Source organism: Pseudomonas frederiksbergensis, from assembly GCF_003732665.1.
Lineage (GTDB): Bacteria > Pseudomonadota > Gammaproteobacteria > Pseudomonadales > Pseudomonadaceae > Aquipseudomonas > Aquipseudomonas frederiksbergensis_G.
Genome location: NZ_MOBP01000003.1, coordinates 84,107 through 102,327 on the forward strand (window position 1 = coordinate 84,107; position 18,221 = coordinate 102,327).

11 protein-coding genes are annotated in these 18,221 nt (G+C 60.7%); 5 read left to right on the plus strand and 6 right to left on the minus strand.

Annotation, left to right across the window (positions count from 1 at the left end; genetic code table 11):
• The first annotated feature begins 138 nt into the window (after window positions 1–138).
• On the plus strand, window positions 139–2,538 hold the full coding sequence (locus BK665_RS04535; protein WP_123403275.1) for a sensor domain-containing diguanylate cyclase: 2,400 nt from the start codon (window positions 139–141) through the stop codon (window positions 2,536–2,538).
• Between the two features lie 259 nt (window positions 2,539–2,797).
• Here the strand turns inward: BK665_RS04535 and dacB are convergent, their stop codons facing one another.
• Complete coding sequence (gene dacB / locus BK665_RS04550; RefSeq protein WP_123403277.1) at window positions 2,798–4,258, minus strand: D-alanyl-D-alanine carboxypeptidase/D-alanyl-D-alanine endopeptidase; 1,461 nt, start codon at window positions 4,256–4,258, stop codon at window positions 2,798–2,800.
• A gap of 234 nt (window positions 4,259–4,492) precedes the next feature.
• Between dacB and BK665_RS04555 the strand changes: the two genes are divergently transcribed.
• Window positions 4,493–4,837 (plus strand): YggL family protein, encoded by a 345-nt coding sequence (locus tag BK665_RS04555; RefSeq protein ID WP_007896965.1) that lies wholly within the window; start codon window positions 4,493–4,495, stop codon window positions 4,835–4,837.
• A 163-nt stretch (window positions 4,838–5,000) separates the two neighbouring features.
• Here the strand turns inward: BK665_RS04555 and BK665_RS04560 are convergent, their stop codons facing one another.
• Window positions 5,001–6,194: a benzoate/H(+) symporter BenE family transporter gene (locus BK665_RS04560; RefSeq protein ID WP_123403279.1), complete on the minus strand. Its 1,194-nt coding sequence runs from the start codon at window positions 6,192–6,194 to the stop codon at window positions 5,001–5,003.
• A 360-nt stretch (window positions 6,195–6,554) separates the two neighbouring features.
• Here BK665_RS04560 and BK665_RS04565 point away from each other — a divergent pair, with 360 nt between their 5' ends.
• Entirely contained in the window at window positions 6,555–7,319 is a 765-nt protein-coding gene (locus tag BK665_RS04565; RefSeq protein ID WP_123403281.1) for a GntR family transcriptional regulator, read from the plus strand.
• Between the two features lie 279 nt (window positions 7,320–7,598).
• On the opposite strand, the gene guaD is transcribed toward BK665_RS04565, so the two are convergent.
• The 4 genes from guaD to xdhA all read right to left on the minus strand — a co-directional run bounded on the left by guaD (window position 7,599) and on the right by xdhA (window position 13,724).
• Window positions 7,599–8,903, minus strand: coding sequence for a guanine deaminase (gene guaD, locus BK665_RS04570; protein WP_123403284.1), 1,305 nt, complete (start codon window positions 8,901–8,903; stop codon window positions 7,599–7,601).
• Between the two features lie 8 nt (window positions 8,904–8,911).
• Window positions 8,912–9,757 carry a xanthine dehydrogenase accessory protein XdhC gene (xdhC, locus tag BK665_RS04575; protein ID WP_123403286.1) on the minus strand — a complete coding sequence of 282 codons (846 nt, stop codon included), beginning with the start codon at window positions 9,755–9,757 and terminating at the stop codon, window positions 8,912–8,914.
• Window positions 9,758–9,874: 117 nt separating this feature from the next.
• Window positions 9,875–12,277: a xanthine dehydrogenase molybdopterin binding subunit gene (gene xdhB, locus BK665_RS04580; RefSeq protein ID WP_123403288.1), complete on the minus strand. Its 2,403-nt coding sequence runs from the start codon at window positions 12,275–12,277 to the stop codon at window positions 9,875–9,877.
• Complete coding sequence (gene xdhA / locus BK665_RS04585) at window positions 12,270–13,724, minus strand: xanthine dehydrogenase small subunit (protein ID WP_123403290.1); 1,455 nt, start codon at window positions 13,722–13,724, stop codon at window positions 12,270–12,272. The genes xdhB and xdhA overlap by 8 nt, the downstream gene beginning before the upstream one ends.
• 265 nt (window positions 13,725–13,989) lie before the next feature.
• Between xdhA and BK665_RS04590 the strand changes: the two genes are divergently transcribed.
• A complete protein-coding gene (locus tag BK665_RS04590; RefSeq protein ID WP_123403292.1) occupies window positions 13,990–14,649 on the plus strand; it encodes a GntR family transcriptional regulator in 660 nt (219 codons plus the stop codon).
• A gap of 2 nt (window positions 14,650–14,651) precedes the next feature.
• The gene (gene smc / locus BK665_RS04595; RefSeq protein ID WP_123403294.1) at window positions 14,652–18,140 is read left to right on the plus strand and encodes a chromosome segregation protein SMC; all 3,489 of its coding nucleotides are present in this window, start codon (window positions 14,652–14,654) and stop codon (window positions 18,138–18,140) included.
• Window positions 18,141–18,221 lie beyond the last annotated feature (81 nt).

The window sequence follows — 18,221 nt, forward strand, 5'->3', positions numbered from 1 at the left end:
GCTTGATTGGATCCACAGAGCCTTGATTTTTAAAGGCTCTTGGATTCTGTTCAGGGCTGGCCAAATTAGTGGCTAATAGCTATAACTCAACCCATGGCCAATGGGCTTTTCCGGCACCTGGCGTTTTGAGTTGCGTTTATGTCGTTGCACGCCGTGCGCCCCAAGATCCTGGGTTTTATCAGCGAAGATGTCTCGGCCTGGCTGGTCGCGATACTGGTATTGCTCGCTGGCGGGATTCTCACGGGATTGCTGGCCTGGGCCACGCTGAATCTGTTTCACCATCAATTGCGCCAACGCTTCCAACTGCTGGCCAGTGAGCGTTACAGCCGAATCGAAGAACGTTTCGATGATCAAGAGCAGCGCCTCGACGGCCTGCGCCGTTTCTTCGCCAACTCCGAATCGGTGTCCCGTACCGAATTCGATGGCTACACCAAACCTTTATTGCACCGCACCCAGGCCTACTCGTTCGCCCAACGTGTGTCCCGTGAAGAACGTCCGGCGTTCGAGCAGCAGGTGCGCGCCGAAGGGCTGACGGACTTTTCCATCCGTGAGCTCAATCCTGCTGGCGAACTGCAACTGGCGGCGGAGCGCGATGAGTACGTGGTGGTGCTCTATAGCCAGACACAAAGTCGCCTCGGTTCGCCCCTGGGCTACGATTTGCTCGCCCAGCCGTTGCGCCGGGCCACCCTGGAGAGGGCGGGCGCTCGGGGCGGCATGGCGGTTTCACAGCCGATGCACCTGGTGAGTGTCGAACCAGCCTATGCCCGGGGCGTGTTGCTGGTGGCGCCGGTGATTCGCCGTGAAGGTGGTGAAGACCCGACAGCCAAGCCGTTCGGCTATGTCATGGCGGTGATCAGCATGCGCCAGTTGCTGGCCGACGGTTTGCCGGAGGCCGGTCACGATTATCTGACGGTGCGCATTCTCGACCTGTCCACCAGCGATCAACACGAAGTGCTGTATGAGTCACCGAACACGCCGGCCGCCAGTGAGTTGTCCGCGAGCCGCTTGCTGCGTCTGGCCGACCATGACTACCAGGTTGATATCCAGCCCAGCGAAGCCTTCCTGCAAGCCAACCATTCGTCGGTGAGCAGCCTGGTGGTACTCGGCGGCTTGCTCAGCGTGTTGCTCAGTGCCTTGCTCTACGTGTTGGTGAGCCAGCGGCAACGGGCGTTGAAAATGGTCGAGCAACGCACCCAGGAACTGCGCGCCCGCGAACAAGAACTGCGCGGCACCCATGGTCAGTTGCGCGGCGTGCTGAATGCCGCGACCCAGGTGGCGATCATCGCCACGGACCTGCGCGGGGTCATCAGCACCTTCAACGCCGGCGCCGAACAGATGCTCGGTTATGACGCCGCCGAAGTGGTAGGGCACATGACCCTGGAGAACCTGCACTTTCCCCGTGAGTTGGTGGCGCGCTCGGCGGAGTTGAGCGCCCGTTACGGCAAGCTGATCCCGACCTGCCAGGCGATGCTGGTGGAGGGCGGCGAGGAGGGTGGTCACGAGGCCCGGGAGTGGACGCTGGTGCGCAAGGACGGCAGCCACCTCACCGTGAACATGCTGGCCACGCCGGTGCTGGATGAGCAGGGGCTGTGGGTCGGGCACCTGGCGATCTGCATCGACATCACCGAGCGCAAACGGGTCCACGAAGCCCTGGCGGCGCGGGACCTGTTGCTGAAAAAACTCAGTGCCCACGTACCCGGCGGCATTTACCAATTCAAGATGGAATTCGACGGGCGCTTCAGCGTGATTTACGCCAGCGACGGTATCCGCGACATCTATGAACTGGAGCCGGATGTGTTGCTACTCAACGCCGAGGCGATCTTCACCCGTATTCATCCACAGGACTCGACTCGCGTCCGCGCTTCGATCCGCGCCTCGGCGGACACCCTCAGCCCCTGGCGCGAGGAATACCGCGTGCAACTGCCAGTCGGCGGCTTGCGCTGGGTACGGGGCGAGGCAACCCCGGAGGAACTGCCCGGTGGTGGCGTGCTCTGGCACGGCTACATCTCGGACATTTCCGATCTGAAGCGGGTGGAAGAAGAACTGCGCGCGCTGTCGGTGACCGATTCCTTGACCGGCATCCACAACCGCCGCTATTTCCAGGAACGCCTGACCATGGAAATGGCCCGTGTCGAACGCGGTGGCGGCGAATTGTCGGTGATCATGCTCGACATCGACCACTTCAAACGCATCAACGACCAACATGGCCATGCGGTGGGCGACCGGGTGCTGCAAGCGGTGTGCGAACGCATCGGCCATCGCTTGCGCCGCACCGATGTGTTCTGCCGTTTGGGGGGGGAAGAATTCATGGTGCTGTGCCCGGACATCAACGGCGAACACGCCCACGTCCTGGCCCTGCAACTGTGGCAAGCGTTGCGCAGCTCACCGATTGATGGCGTCGGCACCGTCACCGCCAGCTTCGGGATTGCCAGTTGGCAAGTCGGCGAAGGCGCGGATGCGCTGTTGCTGCGGGCGGATTCGGGGGTTTATGCGGCGAAGCAGGCGGGTCGAGATCGAGTGGAAGCCCAGCCGCACTAACGCTGCCGGTTAACCCTGTGGGAGCGGGCTTGCTCGCGAATGCGATCTAGCATTCAGCGTTGATGTTGGCTGACACACCGCCTTCGCGAGCAAGCCCGCTCCCACAATTGATTTGTGGTTGATCAGAGGAATTGTGTCTGGCGCCGAACCCCTGTGGGAGCGAGCTTGCTCGCGAATGCGGAGTGTCAGTCAACGCGGATGTCGACTGACACGGCCTCTTCGCGAGCAAGCCCGCTCCCACATTTGGATCTGTGGTGATTTAGAGTACCGAAGCGGTAGCCGGGACTTTTGGCTGGCGATACAGGTCCAGCAGCACTTGATCCAGTACCGACGAGGCGCCAAACGGGGCTTTGTCGTTGAGGATCGCGACCACGGCCCAGGTGTTGCCATTGATGTCGCGGCTGAAGCCGGAGATCGCACGCACAGTGTTCAGGGTGCCGGTCTTGATGTGGGCTTCACCGCGCATGGCGGTGGTCTTCAGGCGTTTGCGCATGGTGCCGTCGGTGCCGGCAATCGGCAGCGAGCTGATGAACTCGGCGGCGTACGGGCTGTGCCACGCGGCTTGCAGCATACCGGCCATTTCGCGGGCGCTGACCCGTTCGGCGCGGGACAGGCCGGAGCCGTTCTCCATCACCAGGTGCGGCGCGGTGATGCCTTTCTGGGCCAGCCACTGACGCACGACGCGTTGGGCAGCCTTCGCATCGTCACCGTCGGCATCGTTGCGAAACTTCTGGCCCAGGCTCAGGAACAGTTGTTGGGCCATGGTGTTGTTACTGTATTTGTTGATGTCGCGAATGATTTCCGCCAGGTCCGGCGAAAACGCCCGGGCCAGGACCTTGGCGTCTTTCGGCGTAGGAGCCAGCACATCCTTGCCCTGGATGCTGCCGCCCAATTCCTTCCAGATGGCCCGCACGGCGCCGGCGGTGTAGGTCGCGTGGTCAAGCAGTGACAGGTAAGTCTGCGAGCTGCAGCCTTCACCCAACTGGCCGCCAACGGTCACGGTTACGCTGCCATCGGCCTGGGTCACCGGGTTGTAGCGCACGCCACCGGTGCATTGTTTGGAGTTGATCGCCTTGACCTGATTGTCGATGTTGATCGTCGCAATCGGCGGCTCTACCGACACCAGCACCTTGCCGTTGTCGTTGCGCGCCACAAAACGCAGGGCCTTGAGGTTGACCATCAGCGAGTCAGGCTTGACCAGGAATGGCTTGTTCTCGTCATTGCCGTCGTCATTGAACTCGGGCAGTTGCGGTTGCATGAAGAAGCCGCGATCCAGCACCAGATTGCCGGTGACCTGGGTCACGCCATTGGCCCGCAGGTCGCGCATCAGCAGCCAGAGTTTTTCCATGTTCAGCTTCGGATCACCGCCACCCTTGAGGTAGAGGTTGCCGTTGAGGATGCCGCCGCTGAGGGTGCCGTCGGTGTAGAACTCGGTTTTCCACTGATGGTTGGGGCCGAGCATTTCCAAGGCTGCGTAGGTGGTGACCAGTTTCATGGTCGAGGCCGGGTTGACCGAGACGTCGGCATTGAAAATGGTCGGGGTGCCGGGGCCGTCGAGTGGCAGCATCACCAGGGACAGGGCGCTGTCCTGCAACTTGCTGGCCTTGAGGGCTTTTTCAACATTGGGCGTCAGCGAGGTGTTGATCTGCGCGGCGGAAACAGGGAGGGCCAGGGGGAGAAGAAGGCTGGCGAGAAGCAGTGGGCGTAAAGATTTGATCATGTGAAATAAAACCCTGCAGTCGAGGGGAAAAAAGGTGAGGGCATGAAGATAAAATCCCCCGGTGGTCATGAAAGTGTCGGCATTATGCCCCAAGGTGTAACGGCTTGTGCCGTGCTTGAGCCTTCTAATCCGCTATTTTTTTACCGACGGTAGGCTGGCCGCCACTGCGGAACGGGCAATTGGCGCCTTAAACTGCTAAAGTGCCGCCCGTTATTACTTATGAGGATTGTTCCAATGGCGACTAACCGTTCCCAGCGTCTGCGCAAAAAACTGTGCGTCGATGAATTTCAAGAGCTGGGTTTCGAACTGAACCTGGATTTCAAAGAAGATTTGGCTGATGAAGCCATTGATGCTTTCCTCGACGCGTTCCTGAAAGAAGCCATGGAAGCCAATGGTCTGGGCTATGTTGGCGGCGACGACTTCGGTCTGGTTTGCCTGCAGAAGCGTGGCTCGGTGTCCGAAGAGCAGCGCGCTGCTGTTGAAGCCTGGCTCAAGGGCCGCAGCGAACTGACCGAAGCAACCGTCAGCCCGCTGATCGACGTCTGGTATCCGGAAAAGCCGATCAATCCGGTAGCTTGATGTTCTGAAAAACGGCGACCTAAGGGTCGCCGTTTTTTTATGCCTGTTTTTTGTGGGCGCATGGCTTGGTCTGCGATGGCGATCTCGAAAACGCCTTCGCCGTAGGAGCAAGGCTTGCCCGCGATGGCGATCTCAGGTGCGCCATCGCGGGCAAGCCATGCTCCTACGGGGCTTTACGCCAATTTAAAATCACCAACGTCAACACCCCCGCGACAATCCCCCAGAACGCAGAGCCGATGGAAAATAGCGTCAGCCCCGACGCCGTGACCATAAAGGTGATCAGCGCCGCTTCCCGTTCCTTCACTTCGCTCATGGCAATGCTCAGGCCATTGATGATCGAGCCGAACAACGCCAGCGCCGCAATCGACAGCACCAACTCTTTCGGCAACGCGGCAAACAACGCCGCCAGCGTCGCGCCGAACACCCCGGCAATCCCGTAGAAAATCCCGCACCACACTGCCGCCGTGTAGCGCTTGTTGCGATCTTCATGGGCATGTGGCCCGGTGCAGATCGCCGCGCTGATCGCCGCCAGGTTGATGCCGTGGGAGCCGAACGGCGCCAGCAGCAACGAGGCGATGCCGGTGGTAGTGATCAGCGGCGAGGCCGGCACGTTGTAGCCGTCGGCGCGCAACACGGCGATGCCCGGCATGTTCTGCGAAGTCATCGCCACCACGAACAGCGGGATACCAATGCTGATGGTCGCCGCGAACGAGAAGTGCGGCGTGGTCCAGACCGGCGTCGCCAGTTCCAGATGAAAACCGCTGAAATCCAGCAACCCCATGAACCCCGACAACGCCGTGCCAATCAACAGCGCGGCAAGCACGGCATAGCGGGGCGACAGGCGCTTGACCACCAGATACGTGAAGAACATCCCCAGCACGAGGGCGGTGCGGTGCTGGGCGGCGACGAAAATCTCGCTGCCGATCTTGAACAGAATCCCCGCCAGCAATGCGGCCGCCAGCGATGCCGGGATCTTTTTTACCAGCCGTTCGAAGCTGCCGGTCAAACCACAAATCGTCACCAGCACCGCACAGGTAATGTAGGCGCCGATGGCTTCGCCGTAGGTCACGCCACCGAGGCTGGTGATCAGCAACGCTGCGCCGGGGGTCGACCAGGCGATGGTGATCGGCGTGCGATAACGTAGGGACAGGCCAATCGAACACACCGCCATCCCGATGGAAATCGCCCAGATCCACGAAGAAATCTGCCCGCTGGTCAGCCCCGCCGCTTGTCCGGCCTGGAACATCAGGACCAGGGAACTGGTGTAGCCGGTCATCATCGCGATGAAACCGGCCACGATGGCCGACGGTGACGTGTCGGCCCATGGGCGCAGCTGGGTTTGCGTGGCGTCGTTCATGACAGCGGTGTTCCTTATACGTATGAAAATGTCCGTAGCGACGCTGCACCCCCTGTGGGAGCGGGCTTGCTCGCGAAAGCGGTGTATCTGGCGATATCTATGTTGACTGACACACCGCTTTCGCGAGCAAGCCCGCTCCCACATGGGAATTGCGTTTATGCAGCGGATTGCGGGTTCAAGCCTAAACTCAAATGTAACGGACCGTTGCAATACAGCCGAGGCCGCAAACAGCCATACAGTCGTGTTGCCACCATCCATTGTGTACAATCGCGGTGTTTTTTACGCGATACTTGCCAGCGACCCACTGTGCCGTATTACAGTCACGGTCTATTCGCCGCAGTTCTCCCGACTCGAGTGCCCATGAACGAACAGTTGCAGCCCCTAAAGAAACAACCGCGAGCAGGCAAAGCCGGCCGCAGCGGGACCCAGGACGATATTGTCTACGCGCATATCTTCGAGGCCATCCTCGAACAGCGCCTGGCGCCCGGCACCAAGTTGAGCGAAGAAGCGCTGGGGGAAATTTTCGGGGTCAGCCGCACCATCATTCGCCGTGCGCTGTCGCGCCTGGCCCATGAAGGCGTGGTTTTACTGCGACCGAACCGTGGCGCGGTCGTCGCCAGCCCGAGCGTCGAAGAGGCGCGCCAGGTGTTCCTCGCACGGCGTCTGGTGGAGCGGGCGATTACCGAACTGGCGGTGCAACACGCTACCGCCGAGCAGATTGCCGAGTTGCGGCAGATGGTTAACGACGAACGCGACAGCTTCTCCCGTGGTGATCGCGGCGCCGGCATCCGTCTGTCGGGGGAATTCCACCTGAAACTGGCCGAAGCGGCGAAGAACGCCCCGTTGATCAGCTTCCAGCGCAGCCTGGTGTCCCAGACCTCGTTGATCATCGCCCAGTACGAAAGCGGCAACCGCTCGCACTGTTCTTATGATGAACATACCCAGTTGATCGACGCGATCGAAGCGCGCAACGGTGAGTTGGCGGTGGACTTGATGATGCATCACATGGATCACATCGACAGCAAACTCAACCTCGACGAAGAAAGTGCGTCGGATGATTTGCATGCGGTGTTCTCGCATTTGTTGCAGACCAAAAAGCCTGGGCGGTCTTCCGCGAAAATCTGAAAGACCGAGTCGCTCCCTTCGCGAGCAAGCCCGCTCCCACATGGGATCTCTAGCGAACACAATATGTGTGGACGACGCAGATTCCATGTGGGAGCGGGCTTGCTCGCGAAGGCAGCCTCAAGGACACAAAAAAATCCCCCGCAACCAGCGATTGCGGGGGATTGATCGTTCCCATGCTCCGCGTGGGAATGCCTCTAGGGACGCTCCGCGTCCAGTGACGCGGAGCGTCACGGGCTGCATTCCCACGCAGAGCGTGGGAACGATCGGTGCGAAGAAACCTTAACGCTGATGCACCAATTTCCCCGCCGCATAGGTCTGCAACACCGTCCGGTCATCCCCCAGCGTCATCAACACAAACAACGTTTCGGCAATGTTATTGGCCTGTTTCAAGCGATAGCTGAGCAGCGGCGTGGCGTTGTAGTCCAGCACCAGGAAGTCCGCATCCGTGCCGGCGTGCAGCGTGCCGATTTTGTCTTCCAGCCGCAGCGCCCGCGCACCGCCCAGGGTGGCCAGGTACAGCGACTTGAACGGGCTCAACCGCGCGCCCTGCAACTGCATGACCTTGTACGCTTCGTTCAAGGTTTGCAGCAGCGAGAAACTGGTGCCGCCGCCCACGTCCGTACCCAAACCGACATTCAACTTATGCTTCTCGGCCATCGGCAGATTGAACAAGCCGCTGCCAAGGAAGAAGTTCGAGGTCGGGCAGAAGGCAATCGCCGAGCCGGTTTCCGCCAACCGCGCACACTCGTCTTCGCACAGGTGCACGCCATGGGCAAACACCGAGCGCTCGCCCAGTAACTGGTAGTGATCGTAAACGTCCAGGTAGCCCTTGCGCTCCGGGAACAGCTCCTTAACCCACTCGACTTCTTTAAGGTTTTCACTGATGTGGGTCTGCATGTACAGATCCGGGTATTCACTGAGCAACTGCCCGGCGAGGGTCAGTTGTTCCGGGGTGCTGGTGGGGGCGAAACGCGGGGTGACCGCGTAGTGCAAGCGACCCTTGCCGTGCCAGCGCTCGATCAGCGCCTTGCTTTCGACGTAGCTGGATTCGGCGGTGTCGGTCAGGTAGTCCGGCGCGTTGCGGTCCATCATCACTTTGCCGGCGATCATCCGCAGGTCCAGTTGCTGCGCGGCTTCGAAGAACGAGTTCACCGATTGCGGGTGCACACTGCCGAAGACCAGCGCGGTGGTGGTGCCGTTGCGCAGCAGTTCCTTGATGAAGATGTCCGCCACTTCATCGGCGTGGGCCTTGTCGGCGAACTGGCTTTCGCACGGGAAGGTGTAGGTGTTGAGCCAGTCCAGCAGTTGCTCGCCGTAGGCGCCGACCATCCCGGTTTGCGGCAAGTGAATGTGGGTATCGATCAGGCCCGGGGTGATCAGTGCATCCTGGTAATGGATGATCTCGATGTCCGCCGGCAGGGTCGCCAGCAGCTCGGTGGCGTGGCCGATGGCGCTGATCTGGCCGTTCTCGACCACCAGCAGACCGTCCTCGAAATACTCATAGGAGGCTTCGATGCCGACTTCGGCAGGGTCGGCGATGCTGTGCAGGATGGCGGCACGGTAGGCTTTGCGAGTCAAAGGCATGTCAGTTCTCAGTTGGAGGCTTGGCTGCGGCGTGAAACGGGCAGCAGTTTGGCAATCGATGATCCGGCGCTGGCGGTCTGCTGGCCGAAATTCGCGTTATAGGTGGCGATGATTTCGCCGGCGATGGAGATGGCGATTTCCACAGGCAACTTGCCTTTGACTTCGCCGATGCCCATCGGGCAGCGCATGCGTTGCAGCACGCTGCTGTCAAAGCCGCGGTCGCGCAGGCGATGTTCGAACTTCACCCGTTTGGTCTTCGAGCCGATCAGGCCGAAGTAGGCGAAGTCGTTGCGCTTGAGGATCGCGGCAGTGAGTTCGAGGTCGAGCTGGTGGTTGTGGGTCATGACAATGCAGTAGCTGCCGGCGGGCAAATTGTCGATTTCATCCACCGGTTCTTCGGCGACGATTTTACGCACGCCGTGGGGAATCTGTTCCGGGAACTCCGCCTCCCGGGAATCGATCCAGCGCACCCGGCAGGGCAGGCTGGCGAGCAGCGGCACCAAGGCGCGGCCGACATGACCGGCGCCGAACACGGCGATCTGCGCCTGGACCTGACCCATCGGTTCGAACAGCAACACCGTCACGCCGCCGCAGCACTGACCCAGGCTGGCGCCGAGGCTGAAGCGCTCCAGGTGCGTGTCCTGCTTGCCGCTGGCGAGCATCTCGCGGCCGATCTGCATCGCCTTGTATTCCAGATGCCCGCCACCGATGGTGTCGAAGGTCTGGGTGGCGCTGATGACCATCTTCGAACCGGCATTGCGCGGCGTCGAGCCGAGCTCTTCGATGATGGTCACCAACACGCAGGGTTCACCCTGGGATTGCAGGTCGGCGAGGGCGTCGATCCAGTTGTACATATTCACCTCGACATCGTTGTTGTCTGTTCGGGCCTCTTCGCGAGCAAGCCCGCTCCCACATTTGGAATGCATTCCCCTGTGGGAGCGGGCTTGCTCGCGAATGGCCACGCCTCGGTCTCAGAGCGAAGCCAACTCCGCCGGCTCAGCCTCGACAGCCTTCGCCACCTTCAACTGCCGCATCTGCTCACACCCCCACAACACCCGCTCCGGGGTCGCCGGCGCATCGATCTTCGGTTGATGCTTGTAGTCGCCGAGGCTGGCCACGGCGTCCTTGATCGCACACCACGAGGCGATGCCGAGCATAAACGGCGGCTCACCCACAGCCTTGGAATGGAACACCGTGTCTTCCGGGTTCTTGCGGTTCTCCACCAGCTTCACCCGCAGGTCCAGCGGCATGTCCGCCACCGCCGGGATCTTGTAACTCGCCGGGCCGTTGGTCATCAGCTTGCCTTTGTTGTTCCACACCAGTTCTTCCATGGTCAGCCAGCCCATGCCCTGGATGAAACCGCCCTCGACCTGGCCGATGTCGATGGCCGGGTTCAACGAGGCGCCGACGTCGTGGAGGATGTCGGTGCGCAACATTTTGTATTCGCCGGTCAGGGTGTCGACGATCACCTCGCAGCACGCCGCACCGAAGGCGTAGTAGTAGAACGGACGACCCCGGGCCTGGCTGCGGTCGTAGAAGATTTTCGGGGTCTTGTAGAAGCCGGTGCTGGACAGCGAAACCTGGGCGAAATACGCCTGTTGGATCAGCGCTTCGAAGGTCAGGATATGGTCGCGAACCCGCACGTGGCCGTTGTGGAATTCCACGTCTTCTTCGCTGACCTTGTACTGGCGGGCCGCGAATTCAACCAAACGTTTCTTGATGATTTCTGCGGCGTTCTGCGCGGCTTTACCGTTCAAGTCGGCGCCGCTGGAAGCAGCGGTCGGCGAGGTGTTCGGCACCTTGTCGGTGTTGGTCGCGGTGATCTGCACGCGGTCCATTTCCACCTGGAACACTTCGGCCACGACCTGCGCGACTTTGGTGTTCAGACCCTGGCCCATTTCGGTGCCGCCGTGGTTCAAATGGATGCTGCCGTCGGTGTAGACGTGCACCAGCGCACCGGCCTGGTTGAGGAAACTGGCGGTGAAGGAAATACCGAATTTCACCGGGGTCAGCGCCAGGCCTTTTTTCAGGATCGGGCTGTTGGCGTTGTAGCGCCGGATCGCTTCGCGGCGCTCGGCGTACTGGCTGCTTTCTTCCAGTTCGGCGGTCATTTCCTCGAGCATGTTGTGCTCGACGGTCTGGTAGTAATGGGTGACGTTGCGTTCGGTCTTGCCGTAGTAGTTGGCCTTGCGCACCGACAGCGGATCGAGGGCCAGATGGCGGGCAATCGCGTCCATCACTTCTTCGATGGCAACCATGCCTTGCGGGCCGCCGAAGCCACGGTAAGCGGTGTTCGACGCGGTGTTGGTCTTGCAGCGATGACCGTTGATGGTCGCATCGCCCAGGTAATACGAGTTGTCGGCGTGGAACATCGCACGGTCGACAATCGACGCCGACAAGTCCGGCGAGCAGCCGCAGTTGCCCGCCAGTTCCAAAGCGATGCCATGCAGGCGCCCGGTGCTGTCGAAGCCGACGTCGTACTCGACGTAGAACGGGTGACGCTTGCCGGTCATCAGCATGTCTTCAACCCGTGGCAAACGCATCTTGGTCGGCTGGCCGGTGAGGTGCGCAATGACCGCGCACAAACACGCCGGGCTCGCCGCCTGGGTTTCCTTGCCGCCGAAACCACCGCCCATGCGGCGCATGTCGACGACGATTTTGTTCATCGACACGTCGAGCACTTCGGCTACGAGCTTCTGCACTTCGGTCGGGTTTTGCGTAGAGCAGTAGACAATCATCCCGCCGTCTTCAGTCGGCATCACCGAAGAAATCTGGGTTTCGAGGTAGAAGTGTTCCTGGCCGCCGATGTGCAGCGTGCCTTGGATGCGATGTTCGGCCGTCGCCAACGCGCCGGCCGAATCGCCGCGCTGGTGGGTGTGGCTGTCGAGCACGAAGTGGCGCTTTCTTAACGCTTCAACCACGTCCAGAACGGGTTCCAGATCTTCGTATTCAATGATCGCCGCCATCGCCGCTTTGCGTGCGGTGTCCAGATCTTTCGCCGCGACGGCAATCACCGGTTGGCCAACGAATTCCACCGTATCGATGGCCAGCAATGGATCGCCCGGTAGCAACGGCCCAATGTCTTTCAGCCCCGGCACGTCTTCGTGGGTGATGGCGATGCGTACGCCTTCAAAGGCGTAGCACGGCTGGGTATCAATGCTGATGATTTTCGCGTGGGCGCGGTCCGACAGCCGTGCATAAACGTGCAACTGGTTGGGGAATTCCAGCCGGTCGTCGATGTACTGCGCTTCACCGGACACGTGCTTGGCGGCGCTGTCGTGCTTGACGCTGCGGCCGACACCGGTGGTCAGGTCCTTGGCGAACAATTCAGCCAGTTCGGCTTGGGTCTTCTCTACAGCGTGATGATTAGACATAAGCGGTCACCCGAGTCTCGATGTGCGGCGTTTGCAGTTCGATGAAGTATTTGCGCAGCAGGTTTTGCGCGCTGAGCAGGCGATATTCCTTACTGGCGCGGAAGTCCGAGAGCGGCGTGAAATCCTCGGCCAGAGCGGCGCAGGCGCGTTCGACCGTGGCATGGTTGAACGGCGCACCGAGCAGGACGGTTTCGCAGTTTTTTGCGCGTTTCGGGATGGCCGCCATGCCGCCGAACGCGACGCGGGCATCGGCGATAACACCGTTGTCGATGCGCAGGTTGAACGCGGCGCAGACAGCGGAAATGTCATCGTCCAGACGCTTCGACACCTTGTAGGCGCGGAACAGTTGTTCGGCACTGGCCCGAGGCACGATGATCTTTTCGATGAACTCGCTTTCCTGGCGTGCGGTGACCCGGTAATCGATGAAGTAATCCTCGATGGCCAGGGTGCGGCGGGTTTCGCCTTTGCACAAAACGATCTGCGCGCCCAGAGCAATCAGCAGCGGCGGCGAGTCACCAATCGGCGAAGCGTTGCCGATGTTGCCACCCAGGGTGCCCTGGTTGCGGATCTGCAGAGAGGCGAAGCGTTGCAGCAATTCGCCGAAGTCCGGGTATTCGCTTTTCAGCGCATCGTAGCAATCGGAGAGGGCGGTGGCGGCGCCGATTTCCAGGCGATCGTCGAAGCGTTCGATGCGCTTCATCTCGGCGACGTTGCCGACGTAGATCATCACCGGCAAGGTGCGGTGGAACTGCGTGACTTCCAGCGCCAGATCGGTGCCGCCGGCCAGCAGGCGGGCCTGTGGGTAAGCGTCGTAGAGGTCGGCCAGGTCGGCGACAGTCAGCGGCACCAGGCAGCGCTTGTCGCCACTGTTGAGTTCGCCGATGTCGGTGGGGGCGATGGCTTTGAGGCGGGCGATGGTGTCGGCCTCGCGGGCGTCGAACTGGTCCGGTTGCTTGCCGCAGCAGGACTGTTCGGCGGCTTGCAGGATCGGCCGATAGCCGGTGCAACGGCAGAGATTGCCGGCCAGGGCTTCGTGGGCTTTATGGGAATCCGGTGCGTCGCTGTTCTTTTGCAGGGCGAATAGCGACATGACGAAGCCCGGTGTGCAGAAGCCGCATTGCGAGCCGTGGCACTCGACCATGGCTTTTTGCACGCTGTGCAGTTCGCCCTGGTGCTTGAGGTCTTCGACGCTGATCAGTTGTTTGCCGTGCAACGACGAAACGAACGTCAGGCACGAGTTGAGGCTGCGATAGCGAATGTGTTCGCGGCCGTCGTCATCCGTCTGCAATTCGCCGACCACCACGGTGCACGCGCCGCAGTCACCGCTGGCGCAGCCTTCTTTGGTGCCGGGTTTGCCCACATGGTCGCGCAAGTAATTGAGCACGGTCAGGTTCGGGTCCAGGGCGTGCTCGCTACGGAGTTCCTGGTTTAGTAAAAACTGGATCACGGAAGGCCTCGCAGACTCATTATTGTTGTTAACCGATTGAGCCGAATTTATCAGGTCTGACTTTTCGGTCAATGATTTTCTGACTTAAAGGTCAGGAAAACCCGTTTTGGCGATCAACAGCGCGTTTCAACAGTATTGACCCTCACGCGCTAGCCTGCTTTTTGCTTAATTCGTGCCAAAAACCGCCGGGTGGGCACTCCGCCATGACGTACCAATTGCGCTACACTGCGCCGCTTGTGCAGATCGAAGAGTTTGAAGGACAACCATGACGTTCAAGGCGCCGGACAGCCTCGCCGAGCAAATTGCTCACCACCTCGCCGAACGCATCATTCGCGGCGAAATGAAGCCGGGAGAGCGCATCCAGGAACAGAAGGTCACGCTGGCCCTCAATGTCAGTCGCGGTTCGGTCCGTGAGGCCTTGCTGATCCTCGAGCGTCGCCACCTGATCGCGATTTTGCCGCGACGGGGCGCCCACGTGACCGAACTCACGCCGCACAAGGTCCAGAGCCTGTGCACGCTGATGAGCGAGTTGTACATCTTGCTCGGCAACGCCGTGGCTACCGGTTGGCAAGTCCAGGCCGACCTCGCGCCGTTCGTGCAGATCCAGCAGCGCCTGACCGCCAGTTACGAGCGCCAGGACATCCGCACCTTCGTTGACGACAGCTTCAGCGTGATGCGCGCCGCGTACCCGTTCGCCAACAACCCGTACTTGCAGGAAACCGTCGAGAATCTGCAGCCGGCCATGAGCCGCGCGTATTTCCTCGCCCTGGAACAGCGCAAGGCCGAGATGAGCGAGTTCCTGGAACTGTTCCAGCGCCTGCTCGCCGCCGTGATTGCCCGTGACTTCCCGCAGATTCGCGTAGTGCTTACGGCCTATGCCCAGCGCAGCTGCGATCTGGTGGTTTCCGCCCTGACGGTCGCTTAAGCGTGCGGCTCAAGTGCATCAAACTGGCGGGGTTCAAATCCTTCGTCGACCCGACCACGGTGAACTTCCCCAGTAACATGGCGGCGGTGGTCGGGCCCAATGGTTGCGGCAAGTCGAACATCATCGACGCCGTGCGTTGGGTGATGGGCGAGAGCTCGGCCAAGAACCTGCGTGGCGAGTCGATGACCGACGTCATCTTCAACGGCTCCACCAGCCGTAAACCGGTCAGCCAGGCGAGCATTGAACTGGTGTTCGACAACTCCGACGGCACCCTGGTTGGCGAATACGCCGCCTATGCGGAAATCTCGATTCGTCGCAAAGTCACCCGCGACAGCCAGAACAGCTACTTCCTCAACGGCACCAAATGCCGTCGTCGTGACATCACCGACATCTTCCTCGGCACCGGCCTGGGGCCGCGCAGCTACTCGATCATCGAGCAGGGCATGATCTCCAAGCTGATCGAAGCCAAGCCCGAGGACTTGCGTAACTTTATTGAAGAAGCGGCGGGGATCTCCAAGTACAAGGAGCGTCGGCGCGAGACTGAAAACCGAATCCGCCGCACCCACGAAAACCTCGCGCGCCTGACCGACCTGCGCGACGAGCTTGAGCGTCAACTCGAACGCTTGCACCGCCAGGCCGAGGCGGCGAAGAAGTATCAGGAATACAAAGGCGAGGAGCGTCAGCTCAAGGCGCAACTGTCGGCCCTGCGCTGGCAGGCGTTGAACGAACAGGTGGGGCAGCGCGAAGCGATCATCGGCAACCAGGAAATCACCTTCGAAGCCTTGGTCGCCGAACAGCGCAACGCCGATGCGGCGATTGAACGCCTGCGCGACGGTCACCATGACCTGTCCGAACGCTTCAATCTGGTGCAGGGGCGCTTCTATTCGGTCGGCGGCGACATCGCCCGGGTCGAGCAAAGTATCCAGCACGGTCAGCAACGCTTGCGCCAGTTGCAGGACGATTTGAAGGAAGCCGAGCGCGCGCGTCTGGAAACCGAATCGCACCTGGGCCATGACCGCACCTTGCTCCTGACCCTCGGTGAAGAGCTGGACCAGCTCACGCCAGAGCAGGAAGTCACCAGCGCCGCTGCCGAAGAGGCCGCCGCCGCGCTGGAAGAATCCGAAACCACCATGCACGCGTGGCAGGAGCAGTGGGACACTTTCAACCTCACCGCCGCCGAGCCCCGTCGCCAGTCCGAAGTGCAGCAGTCGCGGATCCAGCAGCTGGAAACCAGCATGGAGCGCCTGGCCGACCGGCAGAAGCGTCTGGGGGAGGAGCGGGCGTTGCTCTCGGCCGACCCGGAAGACGCGGCGATCATGGCGCTCAGCGAGCAGCTCGCTGAATCCGAAGCGACCCTTGAAGATTTGCAGACCAGTGAACAGGCTCAGGTCGAAAAGCTTGAACAACTGCGTCAGGAGTTGCAGCACGCGTTGACCGCGCAGCAACAGGCCCAAGGGGATTTGCAGCGCCTCAACGGTCGTCTCGCGTCTCTGGAAGCCTTGCAGCAAGCCGCTCTGGATCCGGGCACCGGCACCGCCGAATGGTTGCGCGAACAGAATCTGGCGGATCGCCCGCGCCTGGCCGAAGGCCTGAAGGTCGAGGCCGGTTGGGAGCTGGCGGTGGAAACCGTGCTCGGCGCCGACCTGCAAGCGGTGCTGGTGGATGACTTCGGTGATTTTGATCTGGCCGGGTTTGCCCAGGGCGATTTGCGTTTGCTCAGCCCCGCCAGCGATGGCGTTCGAGTGGCCGGCAGCTTGCTGGATAAGGTCGAGGCGCAGCTTGATTTGTCGCCATGGCTGGGGCAGGTCAAACCGGTGGAAAGTCTTGAGCAGGCCTTGGCCTTGCGCAGTCAATTGGCCGCCGGTGAAAGCCTGATCAGCCGCGACGGTTACTGGGTCGGTCGACACTTTTTACGCGTGCGTCGCGCCAGTGAAGCGGAAAGCGGCGTGCTCGCTCGCGGCCAGGAAATCCAGCAACTGGGCCTTGAGCGTGAAGAGCGTGAAGCCACGGTCGAAACCCTCGAAACCGAACTGCAAAACCTGCGGGCGCAACAGCGGCAGCAGGAAAACGGTCGCGAACATTTGCGCCGTCTGCTGCAAGACGAAGCCCGTCAGCAAGGCGAATTGAAAGCCCAGTTGTCGGCGGGTAAAGCCAAGGCCGAACAACTGACTTTGCGCCGCACTCGTCTCGATGAAGAACTCACCGAGCTGGGCGAACAACGCGCCCTGGAGCACGAAAACATCGGCGAGGCGCGCCTGCAATTGCAGGAAGCCCTCGACGCGATGGCGCTGGACACTGAACAGCGCGAATTGCTGCTGGCCCAGCGCGACAGCTTGCGCGAACGCCTCGACCGGGTGCGTCAGGAAGCCCGGCAGCATAAGGATCACGCCCATCAATTGGCGGTGCGTCTGGGCTCGCTCAAGGCGCAGCACGATTCCACGCGTCAGGCGTTGGAACGGTTGGAGATGCAATCCGAGCGCCTGACCGAGAAGCGTGAACAACTCAGTCTCAATCTGGAAGAGGGCGAGGCGCCGCTGGAAGAGCTGCGCTTGAAACTCGAAGAGTTGCTCGACAAGCGCATGACCGTCGACGAAGAACTCAAGACCGCGCAAACGGCCATGGAGGACGCTGACCGTGAACTGCGTGACGCTGAGAAACGCCGAAATCAGGCCGAGCAGCAATCGCAATTGATCCGAGGCCAGCTCGAACACCAACGCATGGAATGGCAAGCCCTGACCGTGCGCCGCAAAACTCTTGAAGATCAGTTGCTCGAAGACGGCTACGACCTCCACGGCGTGATCGCGACCCTGGTGGCCGAGGCCAACGAGAAAGAGGCCGAGGAAGAGCTGGAGCGGATTGCCGCACGCATTGCGCGCCTCGGCGCGATCAACCTCGCGGCTATCGACGAATACACGCAACAATCCGAGCGTAAACGTTATCTGGATGCGCAGAACGACGATCTGGTGGAAGCGCTGGATACGCTGGAAAACGTGATTCGCAAGATCGACAAAGAAACCCGCAACCGCTTCAAAGATACCTTTGATCAGATCAATGCCGGAATACAGGCACTTTTCCCGAAAGTTTTCGGTGGAGGCAGCGCGTATTTGGAACTGACGGGCGAAGATCTACTCGATACAGGGGTAACGATCATGGCGCGGCCGCCAGGAAAGAAGAACAGCACCATCCATTTGCTCTCCGGTGGCGAAAAAGCCCTGACCGCATTGGCCCTGGTTTTTGCCATCTTCAAATTGAACCCGGCGCCGTTCTGCATGCTCGATGAAGTTGACGCGCCACTGGATGACGCTAACGTTGGACGCTACGCACGGCTGGTCAAAGAGATGTCGCAGACGGTGCAATTCATCTATATCACCCACAACAAGATCGCCATGGAAATGGCCGATCAACTGATGGGGGTAACGATGCACGAACCGGGTTGCTCACGCTTGGTGGCAGTGGATGTCGAGGAGGCGATGGCGATGGTGGATGCCTGACCTTTAGTTTGTAGGACAGGTACTACGAGGTCCCAGGAGCTTTTTTACTTGTCTTTTACAGGTGGCCAATCGACATATTCG